Origin of the sequence: Acinetobacter sp. SM1B, assembly GCF_003289665.1 — a bacterium.
Lineage (GTDB): Bacteria > Pseudomonadota > Gammaproteobacteria > Pseudomonadales > Moraxellaceae > Acinetobacter > Acinetobacter schindleri.
This window is the reverse complement of the sequence record NZ_QMBM01000001.1, coordinates 389948-406803: the sequence shown is the minus strand read 5'-3', so window position 1 is coordinate 406803 and position 16856 is coordinate 389948. Positions and strand designations below refer to the sequence as shown.

The window sequence follows — 16856 nt, the reverse complement described above, 5'->3', positions numbered from 1 at the left end:
TTTATATACATCATCTCTTTAATCGTTTATTTAATTTTCTTTTTCGAACAAGGCAATCGACTCAACATGGCCCGTATGTGTGAACATATCCATCACACCGGCCCTGCTCAGACGATACCCCTGTTGTACCAGCAATCCAGCATCTCTGGCTAGAGTTGCCGGGTTACATGATACATAAACGATTCTTTTTGCACCAAACTTAGGAATATATTGCATCACTTCTTCTGCGCCTGAACGAGGCGGATCAATTAGTAATGCATCAAAACCCTGATTTGCCCAAGAATGATGCGAAAAATCCTGGGTTAAATCCTGCGAATGGAATGAAAGTTGTGCAATACCATTTATTTTGGCATTTTCCGCACCACGTTGCACCATTTCTTCACTACCCTCAACCCCTACGACGCTTCCACTCGCACCAACACAGCGCGCCAATGGTAAAGAAAAGTTTCCTAATCCGCAAAACAGATCCAGAACACGCTCTCCTGGTTGTAGTTGTAGCAAATCACATGCCAGACGTAGCATCTGCGGGTTTACTGTGGAATTGACCTGGGTAAAATCTAGCGGATCAAAGCCAAAATCAACATCAAAGTCATCCAGACGGTAATGCAGTCGCGCAGGCAATTGCGGGTGATCAATACGCGTCAGTTGGTTTTGACCTGCTGGCTGAATATAAAGCTGCCACCCCTTCTGTAACGCAAATTCGCGTAATTGGTTGACATCCTGTTCAGGTAATTGTGCAGTTTCACGAACTACTAATGCGATTTCCTGATCACCCATGGCCAATTCTATATGACCAACGTCAGCCTTACCATTTAGACTTTGGAGCAATTGTTTAAGACGTGTAACCGAGCCAAACTCCCGATCCAGAATCATGCAGCGATCAATCGAAGTCAGCTTGTTACTTTGGCTTTCACGGAATCCCACCACCAGCTTGTCTTTACCGGGTAAATAACGTACGCCAATACGGGCTTTACGACGGTAATCTTCACGTTGTGAACGCAATGGCGCCAGCCATTCATCTGGCTGAATTCCAGCAAAATGTTGCAGATGTGATTTCAACACACTCTGTTTGAGCTCAATCTGTGCATCCGGAGCGATATGCTGCATATTGCAGCCCCCACAAATCCCAAAATGTGTACAAGGGGGCTGTATGCGAATTTCTGATGCTTCACTCAACAATTCAAGCGAGTCAGCTTCTTCTAGCTTTTTCACTTCACGGGTGATTCGGGCACGAACTGTTTCACCAGGCAGTGCATAACGAATAAAAACTTTTTTACCGTGCTTGTCCGCTGGATGGTCCGGATGTGAACCATAGTGAGCAATGCCACGCCCCTCATGCGATAGTGACTCAACCTGGAAGATGTATTCGGGTTGCTGCTTGGGCCGTGGTTGAGCTCGATGTTTCATGAAAACCTAATGTGTGGAGATGGGAAAATCAAATTGAGTAAATTCAGTCCGTCGTGACGTTTCACGCCAGACCGATAAAAAGTCCGCATGCTGCGGTTGCATTTGCAAATACTGGATCGTGCTTTGTAGCAGATGTTGATAATCAGGCAGCAATAACTGTCCCTTTAGCAACTGCCAGCGAATATAGACCAGCCAGGTATTCAGGACATCACCTTCACAATAGCTGGTGAGCTTGTCCCATTCCTGATTGCGCACATATTCAGGCACATGGTAGCCACCATCGCCACGCTTGCCTGGATAACCGAGCAAGTGCGCCACGTCATCCAATTTCTGGAAATGACGGGCATGAAACATGGCCATCACATCCATCAAATCGACATGACGCTGATGGTAGCGGTTCTGATAGTTATTATAGCGCTTTTGCGTATCAATTTCGCCCTGATCAAACAGACTTGGCGCAGACAAGCCATGGTACATGGCCCGGTAAAGAATCACGGGCAGATCAAATTGTGAACCATTCCAACTCACTAGAGTTGGATGACGCTTATCAAAAATCGATAAAAATTTTCGTAAAATTTCAGCTTCTGAATTCTGTTCCCGGCTAAAGGAAAACAGTTTCATGCCCTGCTCATCAATCCACAGTCCGGAGATACAGACAATTTCATGTAGTGGAAGACGCTGAAAATCAGAACCGGATTCCTGACGACGCAGTTTGGTCAGGGCCTGATCCAGGCTTTGTTCGGGCAGGTCCAGGCCAAACAGATGTGCGCCTGATTTAAGATCGGTCTGGGTTTCAATATCAAACGTTAAAACAGGCAAGCGCATAAATTGATTACTCAGGAATTATTCAGGATCTTGTACAGAGAATAAACCTGTAGACAGATAACGGTCACCACGGTCACAAATAATGCACACGATTACGGCACCTGGATTTTCTTCTGCCAGCTTGATCGATGCCCAGACTGCACCTCCGGAAGAAGTTCCAGCACTGATCCCTTCTTTTTGTGCCAGCTTGCGCATGGTTTTTTCAGCTTCAATTTGTGGAATATCGATAATACGATCCACACGGCTACGGTCGAAAATGGTTGGCAGATACTCTTCTGGCCAGCGGCGGATCCCCGCAATACTTGAACCGTCAGAAGGTTGTAAACCAACAATCTGAATATCCGGATTCATCTCTTTCAGGTATTTAGATACACCCATAATAGTACCGGTCGTACCCATCGAACTGACAAAGTGAGTGATCTTGCCACCCGATTGCTGCCAGATTTCCGGACCAGTGGTCAGATAATGCGCTTCAACATTGTCCGGATTACCAAACTGGTTTAGGACCAGGCCTTTGCCTTCGTTTTGCATTTGCAGTGCCAGATCACGTGCACCCTCCATGCCTTGCTCTTTGGTCACTTCAATCAGTTCGGCACCGTAAGCACGCATGGCATCCTTACGTTCCTGACTCATGTTATTCGGCATGATCAGCTTCATTTTGTAGCCGCGCATTGCCGCAACCATTGCCAATGCAATCCCTGTATTTCCACTCGTCGCCTCAATCAGGGTGTCACCTGGCTTGATCTGACCACGCTTTTCCGCCTGCATGATCATGTTATAGGCCGGACGATCTTTCACCGAACCTGCAGGATTATTGCCTTCGAGCTTTGCTAACACTGTCGCTTGAGTGTGATTTGCCAGACGCTGTAGACGTACCAGTGGCGTTTTGCCTACGTAGTAGTCCAGTAAAAATTCGTCTGCTTGAAAATCAGGGGTTGTATTACTCATTATTTGCACCTATGTCGAGGTGCGGCTATTGTATGAAAATTTGCATTTCCCTGCACCCATTTAGCCAGTCTTTTTCAGAAAACCGATTAAAACTCGTGCAGCATTGTCTAAAAATTAAAAAACATTTTTCTGTCAGTAGTTTATTTGTAAATTAAACGCTGTTATTTCAATATTTCTCAGGTCAATTTCAGATTTAAAGGGTTTCATTTCTTAGCATTTTATACGTTATCTATTTGAATTTTTTTCATATCCAGATTTATTCTTAAAAAGTCTGTTTGATTTGGTATTGCGAAAAATCTTGATGAAATTTTAACTGAAGATTTAAAGCGTGCTAATATGCGGAGCATAAGGAAAACACTGCTTGAATCATGTCAAATATCAATAAAAAGCTGTTTAAACGCCTACACTTAAATCATGCCTATGGCCAGTTGATTGCCCTGATCTTTGTGCCAATTACAATTTTGGCTTGTGTGGGTGCAGCACTGGTTTTGACAGAAACCTCCAATGCAGCCCGTGCCCAGCAAAAACAGATGGCGATTGCCATTCTGACCCGTTTTCAGACCACTTCTGAATCTGCGCTGGATATTGTCAATTACTCCCCCTGGCAGTATGAACAGGCACGCAATGCTATGCAAAACATGCTCAATGAAAAGCATCTGATTCGTGCTGCAATTCTGGATCCTCAAGGCAAAAACCGCCTCGGTATTGGTTTTCAGGATCAGGCACCTTGGCCAAAGTTCAAGCAGGAAGCTAGTTTTGTTGGCCCGATTGTCAATCAGAATAATCACATTTTTGCGGTTCGCATTAATGACAATACGGGCAATCCGGGCTGGCTTGCGATTGAGCTGGACAATCAGCCCCTCGAAATTGCCCGCTACCGCGTGATGATCGTATTGATTGCTACCGGCCTGTTGACCTTGTTGCTACTTTTATTGTGTCTGAATTTCTACTCGCGCCGCTGGATTGCACCGATGTATGAAATCCGCATGCAATTACAACGCCTGAATGCAGATACTTTGGATCAGCATATGGTCATCAACAGTACCGGTGAACTGCGCCTGTTACAGCGCGATATTGCCAATGTGGTAAAACGGCTGCATTTCAGTTTTCTGGAATTGCGCGAACATACTGAACAGACCGAAGATGACTTGCGCCGCACCCTCGACACTCTTGAAGTGCAGAACATCACCTACCGTCAGGCCCGTGACCAGGCGATTTCTGCCAATCAGGCCAAGTCAGTATTTTTAGCCAATATTTCACATGAATTACGCACCCCACTGAACAGTATTGATGGCTTTATTCATTTGCTGCTGCGTCAGGGTAATTTAAGTAATGAGCAGAGTCTGTATTTACAGACCATCCGCAAATCATCGGCGCATCTGCTGGCCCTGATCAATGACGTGCTAGATTTCTCCAAGATTGATGCCGGTAAACTAGAACTCGAAACGGCGCTGTTTGATCTGGAAGAAGCGATTTTTGATGTAATGGACATGCTCTCGCCACTGGCAGCGCAGAAGCATATTGATATGGCCTTCTACTATGCCGACAATGTACCAAAATGCGTCAATGGTGATGCACTGCGCTTTAAGCAGATTCTGACTAATCTGATTTCCAATGCGATCAAGTTTACGCCGGACGGTGAAATCATCGTGCGGGTACGAATGGAACACGATGATATCGGGCAATGTCTGCTGCATTTTAGCGTACAGGATAGTGGTATCGGCCTCAGCGGTACTGACCGCAAGAAGCTGTTTGAATCCTTCTCTCAAGGCGATACCTCAGTTACACGTCAGTTTGGTGGCACTGGATTAGGTCTGGCGATTTCCAAACAGCTGGTCAGTCTGATGCATGGCCAGATCGGCTTTGAAGATAACCAGGAACGCGCCCCAACCGAGAAAGGGTCAACCTTCTGGTTTACCGCCCAGTTCCTGGTCGATGAAGATGATGTGATCGAACACCCAGACTTTAACAATCTGACTGTGGTCTCTTATCTGGCACATCCAGCGACGGCGAATGTACTGCGTCATTATCTGGAAAACTATAACGTGAAGCATACCGAGTGTGCTTCGATTCTGGATCTGTTTAGCCGTCTGAATCATCTAAAAACCACGACTGAAAATACCTGGCTAATCGTTGATCATAGCGGCGACAGTCAGGCCCTGCTACAGGAAATTCGTGCGCGTTATCATGGCAATCTGGCAGTCTATGGCTATCAGATGCAGCTTGATCCAAACATGCTGAATGAATATCGTGCCCGTGCGCTCTACCAGCCACTTAGCCGTAGTGCACTGATTCAACTCCTGAATAACCAGCCTGTATTCGACCAAGAAACTCATGAAGACTTCAATGGTCAAGGGCTGCATATATTGGCAGTCGATGACCATTTACCCAACCTGATCGTCCTTGAAGCACTATTGGGTGAACTGAATGTCACCACAACCAAGGCCACCAGCGGTCAGGAAGCGATTGATATTATCCAGAAACGTCATGAAGAAGGTTTAAGTGCATTTGATCTGGTATTTATGGATATTCAGATGCCGGTAATGTCCGGCATGGATACGACCCGTGCCATCCGCTCGCTGGAATCCACCTTTGAAAACCATCGACGTTTGCCGATTATTGCCCTGACTGCACATGCCCTGTCTGATGAAAAGCAGAAATTACTACAGGGTGGCATGGATGACTATGTCACCAAGCCCATTCAGATTGAACAGATCATCCAGATTCTGACTCAATGGACCACGGAAAATTTCCGCAAGGCACCCATGCTAGAACGTGCGAATGTCATTGATGCTCTGGATAGCAATATTCTGGACTGGCAGCAAAGTCTGCAACTGGCTGCCAATAAAGAAGATCTGGCCGTAGATCTGTTGAGAATGCTGGTCGACAGTTTTGAAACTGAACTCAGTGAAATAGAACAGCTGATTGAACTGGAAGATTTTCCACAACTGGAACATGTACTGCACCGGCTCTACGGCGCGACCCGTTATGTGGGTACGCCGAACCTGCAACAGCTGACTGGCAGTTTTGAACAGTTTGTTTCTACCCTACGTAAAGAACGCCGCAAAGCTGATGAAGCCTTTGTCCAAGAGGTGATGAAACGCCTCGATGAGCTTAAAGCAGGCATTGACCAGGTGGAACAAGCTGCACAACAGGTGCTAAATAAGCATATGATCTAATGCGCAAGTTAAGGATAATCACAAAGCGTGACTTAAGTGTCATGCACGTGATCTAACGCACATGCTATGCTCAGAGCAATAAAAATGAAGGGTTTAGCCATGTCACTGGTTCGTTTAGAAAAAAATAATGGAATTGCCACGGTGAGTTTAAACCGTCCGGACAAACGTAATGCCATGAGTTTTGCGCTATTGCGTGAACTTGTTGCAACCGCCAACACGATCAAAAAGGATAAAAGTATCCGCTGTGTCATCCTGACAGGTGAAGCACAGGTCTTTAGTGCCGGGATTGATCTTGCTGATTTAAATAATCCCAAAAATCGTGCCTATGCAGCCTGGGAACTGCTGCGTCCGGGTCAAAGCCTATTTCAGAAAGCATTTTTGATCTGGCAAGAATTACCGGTTCCCGTGATTGCAGCTTTGGAAGGCTATTGTTTTGGTGCAGGCATGCAGCTGGCACTGGCAGCAGATATTCGGATTGCTCATCCACAGACTCAAATGTCAATTATGGAAAGCCGTTGGGGCTTAGTACCGGATATGGGGCTGAGCCGCTCGTTAAAAGGCTTAATAAGTCTGGATCTAGCCAAAGAACTGACACTGACCGCGCGTATTTTTGACGGTAACTATGCCAAGCAGATCGGCCTGATTACTCATGTAGATGAGCAACCTCTAGCAAAAGCACAAGCCTTGGCTGAAGAAATGTTGCAGCGTTCTCCAGATGCTTTAATGGCGTCTAAATATGTGCTGGATGCTATGGAACATCGACCAAACAAATCCTTACGTATGGAAAAAATCTGGCAGTTAAAATTACTCCTCGGCAAAAACAGCCAGTTGGCACGCAAAAAAGACAAAAATCCAGAAGTCCAGTTCCAGCCTCGCCAGTATTCATAAGATCATCTCAGTAGATATCGGATAGCATCATGCAGTTTGATCAAACCACTAAAATCGCATTTCTCGGTATGGGCCTGATGGGTAGCCGTATGGCCAGCCGGCTGATTCAGGCAGGCTTTGAAGTTGCTGTCTGGAACCGTACCGCTTCTGCTTGTGATGCATTGATTGCTCAAGGTGCACAGCTATTGCAGCTTGAGCAGATTGCAAATTACCCGGTAGTTCTCATCTGTCTGGCGGACGATTTAGCCGTTAAAGCAGTGTATAAACAGATTGAGCCTTATCTGGTTGCACAACAGGTGATTGTAGATTTCTCCAGTTTATCTGTGCAGCAGACGTTGGAACTGGCACAACGTGCGCAGACCCAACAGGTGATCTGGATTGATTCCCCAGTTTCTGGCGGTACTGCCGGTGCTGAACAAGGCAGTCTTGTGATCTTTGCCGGCGGTGATGAACAGACTATTTCTTCTTTAGCTGCAATTTACCAAGTCCTCTCCCAACGTGTGACTCGCATGGGTGACTCAGGTACAGGACAAGCGACGAAAATCTGTAACCAGCTAATTGTCGCGGCAAATAGTACGCTGATTGCCGAAGCTGTGGCACTGGCTGGACGTGCAGGAGTAGATACCACCCTGCTTGCCCCAGCGTTGGCCGGTGGTTTCGCGGATTCAAAACCGTTTCAGATTCTGGCACCGCGTATGGCCGCCCAGACCTTTAAACCGGTACAATGGAAAGTTCAGACCTTGTCCAAAGACCTTAATAATGCAGTACAGCTTGCAGCAGCACATGCGCTGAATATTCCGGTTGCTTCTCAAGCTTTATCTCAGCTCAAGGCTCATCAAGAGGCTGGCTATAGCGAAACGGATCTGGCCACTTTCATTCAGCACGTTCAATAACTTCATTTTCACGATTATTTCTATATTTAGTGCAAGGAGCTTCAGATGTTAAAATTCGCAGTCAACCTTTCCATGATTTTTACGGAAGTCCCCCTGCTGCAGCGTTTTGCCCTTGCCCGTGAGCATGGTTTTGACCATGTAGAAATCCAGTTTCCTTATGAACTGACTATCGAGCAGATTCAGGCACAGTTGACAGCGCATCAGCTGAGTTTATGCCTGATCAATGTCCCGGCAGGTGACTTGATGCAAGGCGGTCATGGGCTGGCTGGCATACCCGGCAAGGAAATTGAATTTCATCAAGCGATGCAACAAGCGATTGCATATGCAACTGCGCTGAAAGTACCGAGCGTCAATATTCTGGCAGGTAAACAGCCGCTGGATAGTGACCTGTTACCTTGCCTGAATACATTGGCAGATAATCTGAAAATGGCCTGTTCGATGTTGGCAGATCATGGTATTCAGCCAGTTTTTGAGATGATCAATGGGACCGACATGCCACGCTTCCTGGTGCAAAATGTAGCTCAAGCACAGGAAATGCTCGAAGCAGTCCAACATCCAGCCTTAAAGATGCAATATGACTGTTACCATATGGCGATGATGGGTGAAGATGTATTTGAAGCTTTAAAAGAGAACATTGACACAATTGGACACATTCAATTTGCAGACTGTCCAGGGCGACATGAACCGGGTACAGCTATTGTCAATTATGTCGAGATTTTTCAATGGTTAGAGAATAGCCAATATCAAGGCTATGTGGCAGCAGAATATCGCCCGCTGAAGCATTCAGCAGCGTCTTTTGGTTGGAAGACCCGATATTTTGCAGATTGATTACAAACCGAACAATGTGCTGATTTGAAATTTCGGGGCAAAACCGCTATATTAGATCATGCATAATTGTTAGGAAATTATATCCCCCATGAATTTAGAACCATCGCCCAGCGCTTCTAATTCTCACGATCTTACTATGAATTCACACTTACAGACTGTACAAGACTGCTTGAAAGTTGTGCATGCTGCACTTGAAGATGTAAAGGCCAAAGAAGTTGTTGTGCTTGATGTCAGCGGTATGAGCAATGTTGCTGATGCCATGGTCATTGCCAGCGGTACCTCTACCCGTCACATCAAATCTCTTGCCAACAATGTTGCTGAAGAAGCACGTAAAGCTGGCTTCCGTCCACTTGGCATCGAAGGCGAACGTGATGCTGAATGGATTCTCCTAGACCTCGGATATGTAGTGGTTCACTGCATGCTTCCTACAGCGCGTAAATTCTATGACCTAGAAAGCCTGTGGAGCAATGCTCCTGCAGATTCAGTGGCATAAAACAGATTCTTAAAAAAGCGGCCCATGGAGGCCGCTTTTTTTTATTGGCTCAAAATAAACTTTAACCGAAAAGATTCAAAGGAGCTGCTGTAAATTAGCTTCTGGGTATTTTTGTTTGATCAAATTCTTGGCCTGAGCATAGACCTGATCACTACGTTGTGGGCCATAGAAGTCACAGAATACCTGATATAGACTGGTAATGGCTTGTGCATAAAGTTTTGAAGATACATAGCTCAGCAAATCCGCACTTTTCTGCAATTTCTGACTAGTTTCCTGGAACAAAATCCGGTCTTGTACCAGTTGCTGTGCCAGCTCCCTATAAAAGTCTTTCTGATCTTCTAGCTTGACCTGATCAAGAACTGATTCTCCAAACTCAATATAAGCCTGGTACTGTGCTTTCTGATTCAGAGATACTGCCTCTGTATCTTCAGACTCGATCCATTCACTTTTTTCCAGAATGGTCAGTTCATGCAGTACCTGTTTAAGCATATCTTTCCGGTTCTGCTTAAGCTCTTCTGTAGTACAAATCTCGCTAAGAAAGCGATTCAGTACAAAAGCAGGCTGCCCGCTATATTCCTGTTCCCAATATCCTACGATCTGTTCCAGGTGAGGTCCTTGAAAATAATGCTGTAGCCCACGCTGAATAGCCTGGCGGCGCTGTTCTAGATTGAGCACTTCTGCATTCATGTTATACCCTCCTGTCCATTAATGTCGTTTGGTGATGTGATCCGTATCGAAAGTTACATCTCGCTGGAATTCTGGATAAGACAGTTCAGCATGCTCGGTATAGTCCAGACCACGCTGCTCGTGCTGTGCACTCACACGTAAACCACCTAAAATAATATGCAGCACTTTAAATACAATAAATGCCACCCCGAAGCCCCAGGCAAATCCGGCACCAACGCCTACTGCCTGAACAGCAATAATGCTGCTATCAAACATTTTACTTTCATAAAAGATACCCGCAGCTAGCGTCCCCCAAGCACCACAAAAGCCATGTACAGTGACAGCATCCACCACATCATCAATACGCATTTTCTCGAGTAGTGCTGGCAATACACTAACCAGCAACCCTGCTACCAGTCCGGTTATAACAGCAAACATAGGACTCATTGTGGCGCAACCCGCTGTAATCCCCACTAGCCCACCTAAGGAAGCATTAATCGTAGTCCTTATTAAAATTGCTTTACGTCGTACCAGGGCAAACAGCATATAAGCCACTGCCGCCGCACACGCTGCGAGATGGGTATTTAAAGCAATCCGCCCAATGCTGACATCGGCATTAACTGTGGAAGCGGCATTGAAGCCAAACCAGGCTAACCACAAAATAAAACCACCTAAGGCAATTAAAGGCAGATTATGGCCGGGTAAATAGTGCACTTGGCCATTGCGGCCAAAACGCCCTATACGTGGACCCAATACAATAATGCCCGCCAAAGCAACCCAGCCACCAATCGAATGCACTACAGTTGAACCAGCAAAATCAATAAAGCCCATGGCTTTGAGCCAGCCTTCACCCTCAAATAGACTCCCCCACGCCCAACTGCCAAAAACTGGATAAATTAAGCCACTCACAAAAGCGGCACTCACCACATAGGCGACAAAATGAATACGCTCTGCCATGGCACCACTGGCAATAGTGGTTGCTGTTGCGGCAAACATCATTTGGAAGAAGAGTAAATTCCAGCTCCAGCTATCTAAACTATCCGGTGCAAAATGTGAGCTACCAAACCACCCGGTATGATTAATCCCGAACATAAGCCCAAAACCTATCAGCCAGAAAACCAGCCCTCCAAGACAGGCATCCATATAATTTTTCATTAAAACATTCACACTATTTTTACTTCTGACTGATCCGCTCTCAATCAGTGCAAAACCTGCCTGCATGAAGAAAACCAGAATACCGCCCATCACCACCCAGACACTGTCCAGCGATATCCGGATTTCCTGGATATTTTTTACCATTTCTGCTGGTTCAGCTGCATAGATAGGTAAACTCAGTAGCCCCAGTAAAAACCCTAAATATTTTATTTTTGTCATGTAATCCCCCTAGCTCTTAATGAAGGAATAGCAAGAACAATGCCATACAATTTATGAATTTTAAAATTATTTGAAGAAGCAATTTAATGATAAACCTATCAAATTTTCACAAATAAATAATTCCTAATTCACAAGATAAATATTTATCTGCGATCAAATATCAATTAACTGTGGTGTATAAAAAATAAGAGCAAAAATAAAAAAACCACCCGAAGGTGGTTTTTTTCTAAATCTTTTAATTCATCTCGACCTTTCTTTTACAAAAGAGGATCTGGAAGAAGATTTTAGGAATTAGTGACCCGTACCATTAATGGCTTTGGTCATATCTTCCACAACTTTCTTGGCATCACCAAAGATCATCATGGTCTTATCGTTATAGAACAGGTCATTGTCTAAACCAGCATACCCTGTTGCCATAGAACGCTTGATCACCAAAATCGTACGTGCCTTGTGCGCTTCCAGAATTGGCATACCGTAAATTGGTGAGCTTGGATCGTCTTTGGCCGCCGGGTTAACCACGTCATTCGCACCGATTACCAGTACTACATCTGTTGCCGGGAAGTCAGAGTTGATCTCATCCATTTCCAGAATGTCTTCATATGGCACGTCAGCTTCAGCCAGCAATACGTTCATATGACCAGGCATACGACCTGCAACCGGGTGAATCGCGAAACGTACAGTCACACCCTGCTCTTTTAACAAGTTCGCCAACTCTTTCACCGCATTCTGTGCACGGCCTTGCGCCATACCATAACCGGGTACAATGACTACACTGTCTGCATTCGACATCAGGAAGCCAGCATCATCTGCAGAACCTGAGCGATGATTACGTTGTACCTGCTCGCCTGCACCCGCTGTTGCTGTTGCGGTTCCGCCCATTGCACCACCGAACAGAACGTTGATGATCGAACGGTTCATCGCTTTACACATGATATAAGACAGAATTGCACCTGAAGAACCCACCAGCGAACCAGCAACGATCAGCATGTTGTTTTCTAGAGTAAAACCGATACCTGCAGCTGCCCAACCAGAGAAAGAGTTCAGAAGCGATACCACAACTGGCATATCACCGCCACCGACTGGTGCAATCCATACCCAACCGAATACCAGTGCAAGACCGGTCATTGCCCAGAAGGATGTCATGTTACCAGTCAGGAAGAAGTGAATCCCTGCTGCCAGCATTGCGATAAAGATCAATGCCTGAACTGGTTTTACCCAAGCACCTGAAATGGTTTTTGCCCATTTCTTAGCAGCCAGTTTACCGTAAGCAAATACAGAGGCAGTAAAAGTAATCGCACCGACGAAACAACCCACGAAGAGTTCGAACAAATGCACTTTGCTCATTTCATGGAAAGTTACCCCATTTGCAGCTAAAAGGTCTGGACCCAATTCGATTAACTTGTTGTTATGGATAATCGCAGCAATAGCAATCAAAACCGCGGACAAACCGACCAGAGAGTGCATCAGCGCGACAGTTTCAGGCATTTGAGTCATAGGTACAGTTTTCGCACGGGCAATACCGACGATCGCACCAAGCACCATTGCGCCAAGAATCATCCAGATCACCGGATTTTCTGCGACAAAGAAAGTCGTCAATACCGCAATCGCCATGGCAAGCATACCGTAGCGGTTACCTGCAATTGCTGTTTTAGGACCTGACAAACCACGTAGCGTCAAGATAAAGAGAATGGCACCAATCAAATAGAACCAATTTGCATATTCACGAATGAATTCCATCAATTAGCCCTCTTTTTTCTTTTGTTTTGGTTTGAACATTTCCAGCATACGTGCAGTCACGGCAAAGCCACCGAAAATGTTAATGCTCGCCAGGAATACTGCAATTGCGCCAAGTACACTCACCACGTTAATGGTCTGGAAGTCTACGCTGCCTTCAACACCGACCATGGGTAAACCAACAGTCTGAATCATCGCACCCACGATAATGATTGAAGAAAGTGCATTGGTTACCGCCATCAACGGCGTATGCAAAGCTGGAGTCACGCCCCATACCACGTAGTAGCCTACAAAGATGGCAAGGACAAAAATCGTAATAGTTTCAACCATGAGTACTCTCCTTAACCACGCTTTAACAGCACTTGGCCGCCGTGAGTGACGAGTAGGGCTTTCTGAATTTCTTCTTCTGGATTGATAGCAAAATTCTTTTCGCTATCAAATAAAGTTTCAATGAAGTTCAAAACGTTACGTGCATACAGTGCAGATGCTTCAGTCGACAAGGTTGAAGGAATATTTGGAATACCCAGAATCTTCACGCCATTTTCAGTCACAACCGTTTCACCGCATTGAGAGCCTTCTACATTACCGCCAGTTTCAACCGCCATATCTAAAATGACTGAACCTGGTTTCATTTTGGCAACGGTCTCGGCACGGATTAAGCGCGGTGCATCACGACCTGGCAATAATGCAGTCGTGATCACAATATCCGCATTGGAAACTGCTTTATCAACGATGATCGCCTGATCCTTGATGTACTGTTCACCAGGCATCCAGCCATAACCATTTTTAGCCGCATCAGCTGCTTTTTGTTGTTCTTCTTCAGACATCGGTACGTCTAACCACTTACCGCCCAAAGATTCAACCTGGTCTTTTGCTGTAGGACGCAAGTCAGTTGCTTCTACAACAGCACCGAGACGTTTTGCAGTTGCAATCGCTTGCAGACCTGCAACCCCTACCCCCATGATCACGACACGAGCCGGTTTTACCGTCCCTGCAGCAGTCATCAGCATCGGGAACATGCGCTGGTATTCTGCTGCAGCAAGAAGCACTGCTTTATAACCCGACAGGTTTGCCTGAGAAGACAGGACATCCATGTTTTGCGCACGGGATAAAGTACGTGGCAAAAGTTCCAATGCAAATGCAGACACATTCTGTGCCGCGAAATGGTCAAGCTCGGTATTGCGGTATGGGTCAAACATCGCCACCACCGTAGCATTCGCAGGTAATTTTTGAATTTCTTCACCTTTCGGTGCACGAACTTTCAAAATCATCTGGCTACCGGTATAGGCATCATCCGTAATTTTTGCACCAACCTGTTCATAAGCACTATCGATATAGGCAGCTTTTACCCCTGCACCACGTTCGATAATCACGCTATGACCAGCGCTGATCAATTTCTTTACTGTCTCAGGTGTCGCAGCGACACGATGTTCACCGACGACAGTTTCGGCTGGAATTCCGATTTGCATGAGCGTCCCTCAAGCTAATTTTTTCTTAAGTAAACATCGCAAAAACGATGTTTCCCCTCAGGATGTGTTTTGTTGATTTTTTGGATTCTAATCAAACTATTCCAAAATACTACCCAATATTTATTTAATAAATAGCCATATTTTGAACTGATGATTCATAAAAATGATGTTGTCATATATCATTTATAAGTTAAGCCCTGATTTTTTGATCTGCTGAATTTATAAACGATATTCATTCTCTTGAAGGATATTTCCTTTTATGTTCATTTTTTCTTAGCTTAATTTTCGTTGTACTTTGTTACATTGATCATTCTGACAGTCATTCCATTTTTTTTGCTGTACTCCTTCCCTTTTCCGGCATGCCAGAATGCCCTAATTTAGGCACTTTTATTGGGCACTTTTTGATTCCTTGACTTCTTTGACAAATTTAACTGAATTATACTGATTCATTTGGAACCCCTGAAAACCATGTTTTCCTATAACTTTTTCCTTTTTTAATCATAAAATTTTTAAATCAGTTGAATTTAATGTTTCATTTAATTGGCTCTTTTGACTTATTCTACTCAAGTCTAAAACTACACTAATAATCGTTAAAAAATAATTTTTGAGTCATTTATTATATTAATACCTTAAACTGGCTCAGCATCATAAATTGTCAAATTTGCACTATATTTGTGCAATAGAATACAGTTTTATCTCTGACTCAATTGCAATGTTTTTCTTCAGTGCCGTTTCGACAACTTAAGATACTTTGTAAGAAAAAAAAGATTAAATACGCATCAGTTATGGTTTTGAAGATATTCAGAGATGGTAATAACCAGATCTGTCTTCAATTTCTGTTGTATTTTTCTACTTTTATCATGTGCTATTTTGACCTATAGTGCCTGCAATCTTTGCATCTTTTTGATGCCATTATCAAAAATAGTCTTCTGCTTCTTATATAAGGTAGCTGTCATGAATCCTGCACTGGATATCAGTCAAAATAAGCCTTTGCTCTGGCTGATGGCAATTGCATGTGGTCTATGTGCTGGGGCGAATTATTACTGTTAGCCTCTGATTTCATCAATTCAGCAATATTATCAGGTACCTGAATCGCAAGTCGCCCTGACCGTGACCTTTGCTCAGGTGTCTTATGCACTGGGCCTGCTGTTCATCGTGCCATTGGGTGACATGCTGAATAAGACCAAGCTGATTCCTGCCCTGATATGGGGGGCTGCGCTGGGACTAATGATCTGTGCCACAGCAATCAATTTGCCCATGCTCTGGTTAGGGACGGTTATCGCTGGTTTATTTTCTGTAGCGGCACAGGTGCTGATTCCTTTAGCGGCCATGACGGTTAAACCGGAAAAAACTGGTGAAGTGATTGGCTTTCTGATGAGTGGTTTATTGGTCGGGATTTTGCTGTCGACCAGTATTGCCGGATTACTCTCTGACTTGTTTCACTGGAAAGTCATCTATGCATTGAGTTCAGTTTCGATGCTGTTCCTAGGAATCTATTTACGTGGGCAGCTACCGACCCTACCAAAATTCAGAATCAGCTATGCCAGAATTTTCCACTCTATGGGCAGTCTGCTGGTCCAAGAACCACGACTGGTATTTCGTTCCCTTACCGGTGCTTTTGCCTTTGCTGCGATGAGTATTCTGTTCTCTACCATTGCCCTGTTACTGACACAGTCTCCCTTTCATCTGGCAGATGTTATGGTGGGATTAGTCACTTTAGTAGGAGTTTTTGGCGCATTATCAACTCAAGTGATTGGGAGATGGGCGGACCGAGGTTATATCAAACTGCTGAGCTGGATTGGCTGTTCAATTCTGGCAGGCAGCTGGCTGTTTCTCTATTTTGGTGGCACATCGTTGATTAGCTATATTGCAGGTTATGCGCTAATTAATTTGGGACTGGCGATTACCCATAGCTGTAACCAGAATGTAATTTTTCGCCTGCGTCCGGATGCCAAATCCCGGATTAACTCTATTTATATGACCCTGTATTTTATTGGAGGTGCCTGTGGCTCTGCAGCGGGAGTATACGCGTGGCATCATGGTGGCTGGAGCATGAGCTGCCTGACTGGATTCATATTTGCACTAGCTGCCACCGTCTTTGCCCTGATTGATCAGTTTTATCATGCGCGTGTAAAAACCAACTAATGATCAT

Annotated in this window: 13 protein-coding genes and 1 pseudogene; 6 read left to right on the top strand and 8 right to left on the bottom strand. The window is 44.9% G+C overall.

Annotated elements, in window-relative coordinates; genetic code table 11:
- Positions 1-30 precede the first annotated feature (30 nt).
- The 3 genes from rlmD to cysM are packed head-to-tail and all read right to left on the bottom strand — an operon-like array spanning position 31 to position 3180.
- On the bottom strand, positions 31-1407 hold the full coding sequence (rlmD, locus tag C8322_RS02025; RefSeq protein WP_005223233.1) for a 23S rRNA (uracil(1939)-C(5))-methyltransferase RlmD: 1377 nt from the start codon (positions 1405-1407) through the stop codon (positions 31-33).
- Between the two features lie 6 nt (positions 1408-1413).
- The gene (locus C8322_RS02020; RefSeq protein WP_005223235.1) at positions 1414-2232 is read right to left on the bottom strand and encodes a 3'-5' exonuclease; all 819 of its coding nucleotides are present in this window, start codon (positions 2230-2232) and stop codon (positions 1414-1416) included.
- An 18-nt stretch (positions 2233-2250) separates the two neighbouring features.
- On the bottom strand, positions 2251-3180 hold the full coding sequence (gene cysM, locus C8322_RS02015) for a cysteine synthase CysM (protein WP_005223237.1): 930 nt from the start codon (positions 3178-3180) through the stop codon (positions 2251-2253).
- A gap of 368 nt (positions 3181-3548) precedes the next feature.
- On the opposite strand from cysM, the gene C8322_RS02010 reads away from it, so the two are divergent.
- From C8322_RS02010 to rsfS, 5 genes are all read left to right on the top strand, one after another.
- Positions 3549-6359: an ATP-binding protein gene (locus tag C8322_RS02010; RefSeq protein WP_111810320.1), complete on the top strand. Its 2811-nt coding sequence runs from the start codon at positions 3549-3551 to the stop codon at positions 6357-6359.
- Positions 6360-6458: 99 nt separating this feature from the next.
- Positions 6459-7247, top strand: coding sequence for a crotonase/enoyl-CoA hydratase family protein (locus C8322_RS02005; protein ID WP_008304931.1), 789 nt, complete (start codon positions 6459-6461; stop codon positions 7245-7247).
- 29 nt (positions 7248-7276) lie between these two features.
- The gene (locus tag C8322_RS02000) at positions 7277-8140 is read left to right on the top strand and encodes an NAD(P)-dependent oxidoreductase (protein ID WP_111810319.1); all 864 of its coding nucleotides are present in this window, start codon (positions 7277-7279) and stop codon (positions 8138-8140) included.
- 45 nt (positions 8141-8185) lie between these two features.
- Positions 8186-8968 carry a hydroxypyruvate isomerase family protein gene (locus C8322_RS01995; protein WP_111810318.1) on the top strand — a complete coding sequence of 261 codons (783 nt, stop codon included), beginning with the start codon at positions 8186-8188 and terminating at the stop codon, positions 8966-8968.
- A gap of 88 nt (positions 8969-9056) precedes the next feature.
- Positions 9057-9461, top strand: a complete 405-nt coding sequence (gene rsfS, locus C8322_RS01990; protein ID WP_004816041.1) for a ribosome silencing factor — start codon at positions 9057-9059, stop codon at positions 9459-9461.
- 75 nt (positions 9462-9536) lie between these two features.
- Here the strand turns inward: rsfS and C8322_RS01985 are convergent, their stop codons facing one another.
- The 5 genes from C8322_RS01985 to C8322_RS01965 form a co-directional block, all read right to left on the bottom strand.
- The gene (locus C8322_RS01985; protein ID WP_004816039.1) at positions 9537-10148 is read right to left on the bottom strand and encodes a hypothetical protein; all 612 of its coding nucleotides are present in this window, start codon (positions 10146-10148) and stop codon (positions 9537-9539) included.
- 18 nt (positions 10149-10166) lie between these two features.
- Positions 10167-11501, bottom strand: a complete 1335-nt coding sequence (locus C8322_RS01980; protein ID WP_004816037.1) for an ammonium transporter — start codon at positions 11499-11501, stop codon at positions 10167-10169.
- A 291-nt stretch (positions 11502-11792) separates the two neighbouring features.
- Positions 11793-13238: an NAD(P)(+) transhydrogenase (Re/Si-specific) subunit beta gene (locus tag C8322_RS01975; protein WP_004816035.1), complete on the bottom strand. Its 1446-nt coding sequence runs from the start codon at positions 13236-13238 to the stop codon at positions 11793-11795.
- Positions 13239-13241: 3 nt separating this feature from the next.
- Complete coding sequence (locus C8322_RS01970) at positions 13242-13565, bottom strand: proton-translocating transhydrogenase family protein (protein ID WP_004783638.1); 324 nt, start codon at positions 13563-13565, stop codon at positions 13242-13244.
- Positions 13566-13576: 11 nt separating this feature from the next.
- The gene (locus C8322_RS01965) at positions 13577-14704 is read right to left on the bottom strand and encodes a Re/Si-specific NAD(P)(+) transhydrogenase subunit alpha (protein ID WP_004816032.1); all 1128 of its coding nucleotides are present in this window, start codon (positions 14702-14704) and stop codon (positions 13577-13579) included.
- 954 nt (positions 14705-15658) lie between these two features.
- Here C8322_RS01965 and C8322_RS01960 point away from each other — a divergent pair.
- Positions 15659-16849, top strand: a pseudogene (locus C8322_RS01960) (MFS transporter).
- Positions 16850-16856 lie beyond the last annotated feature (7 nt).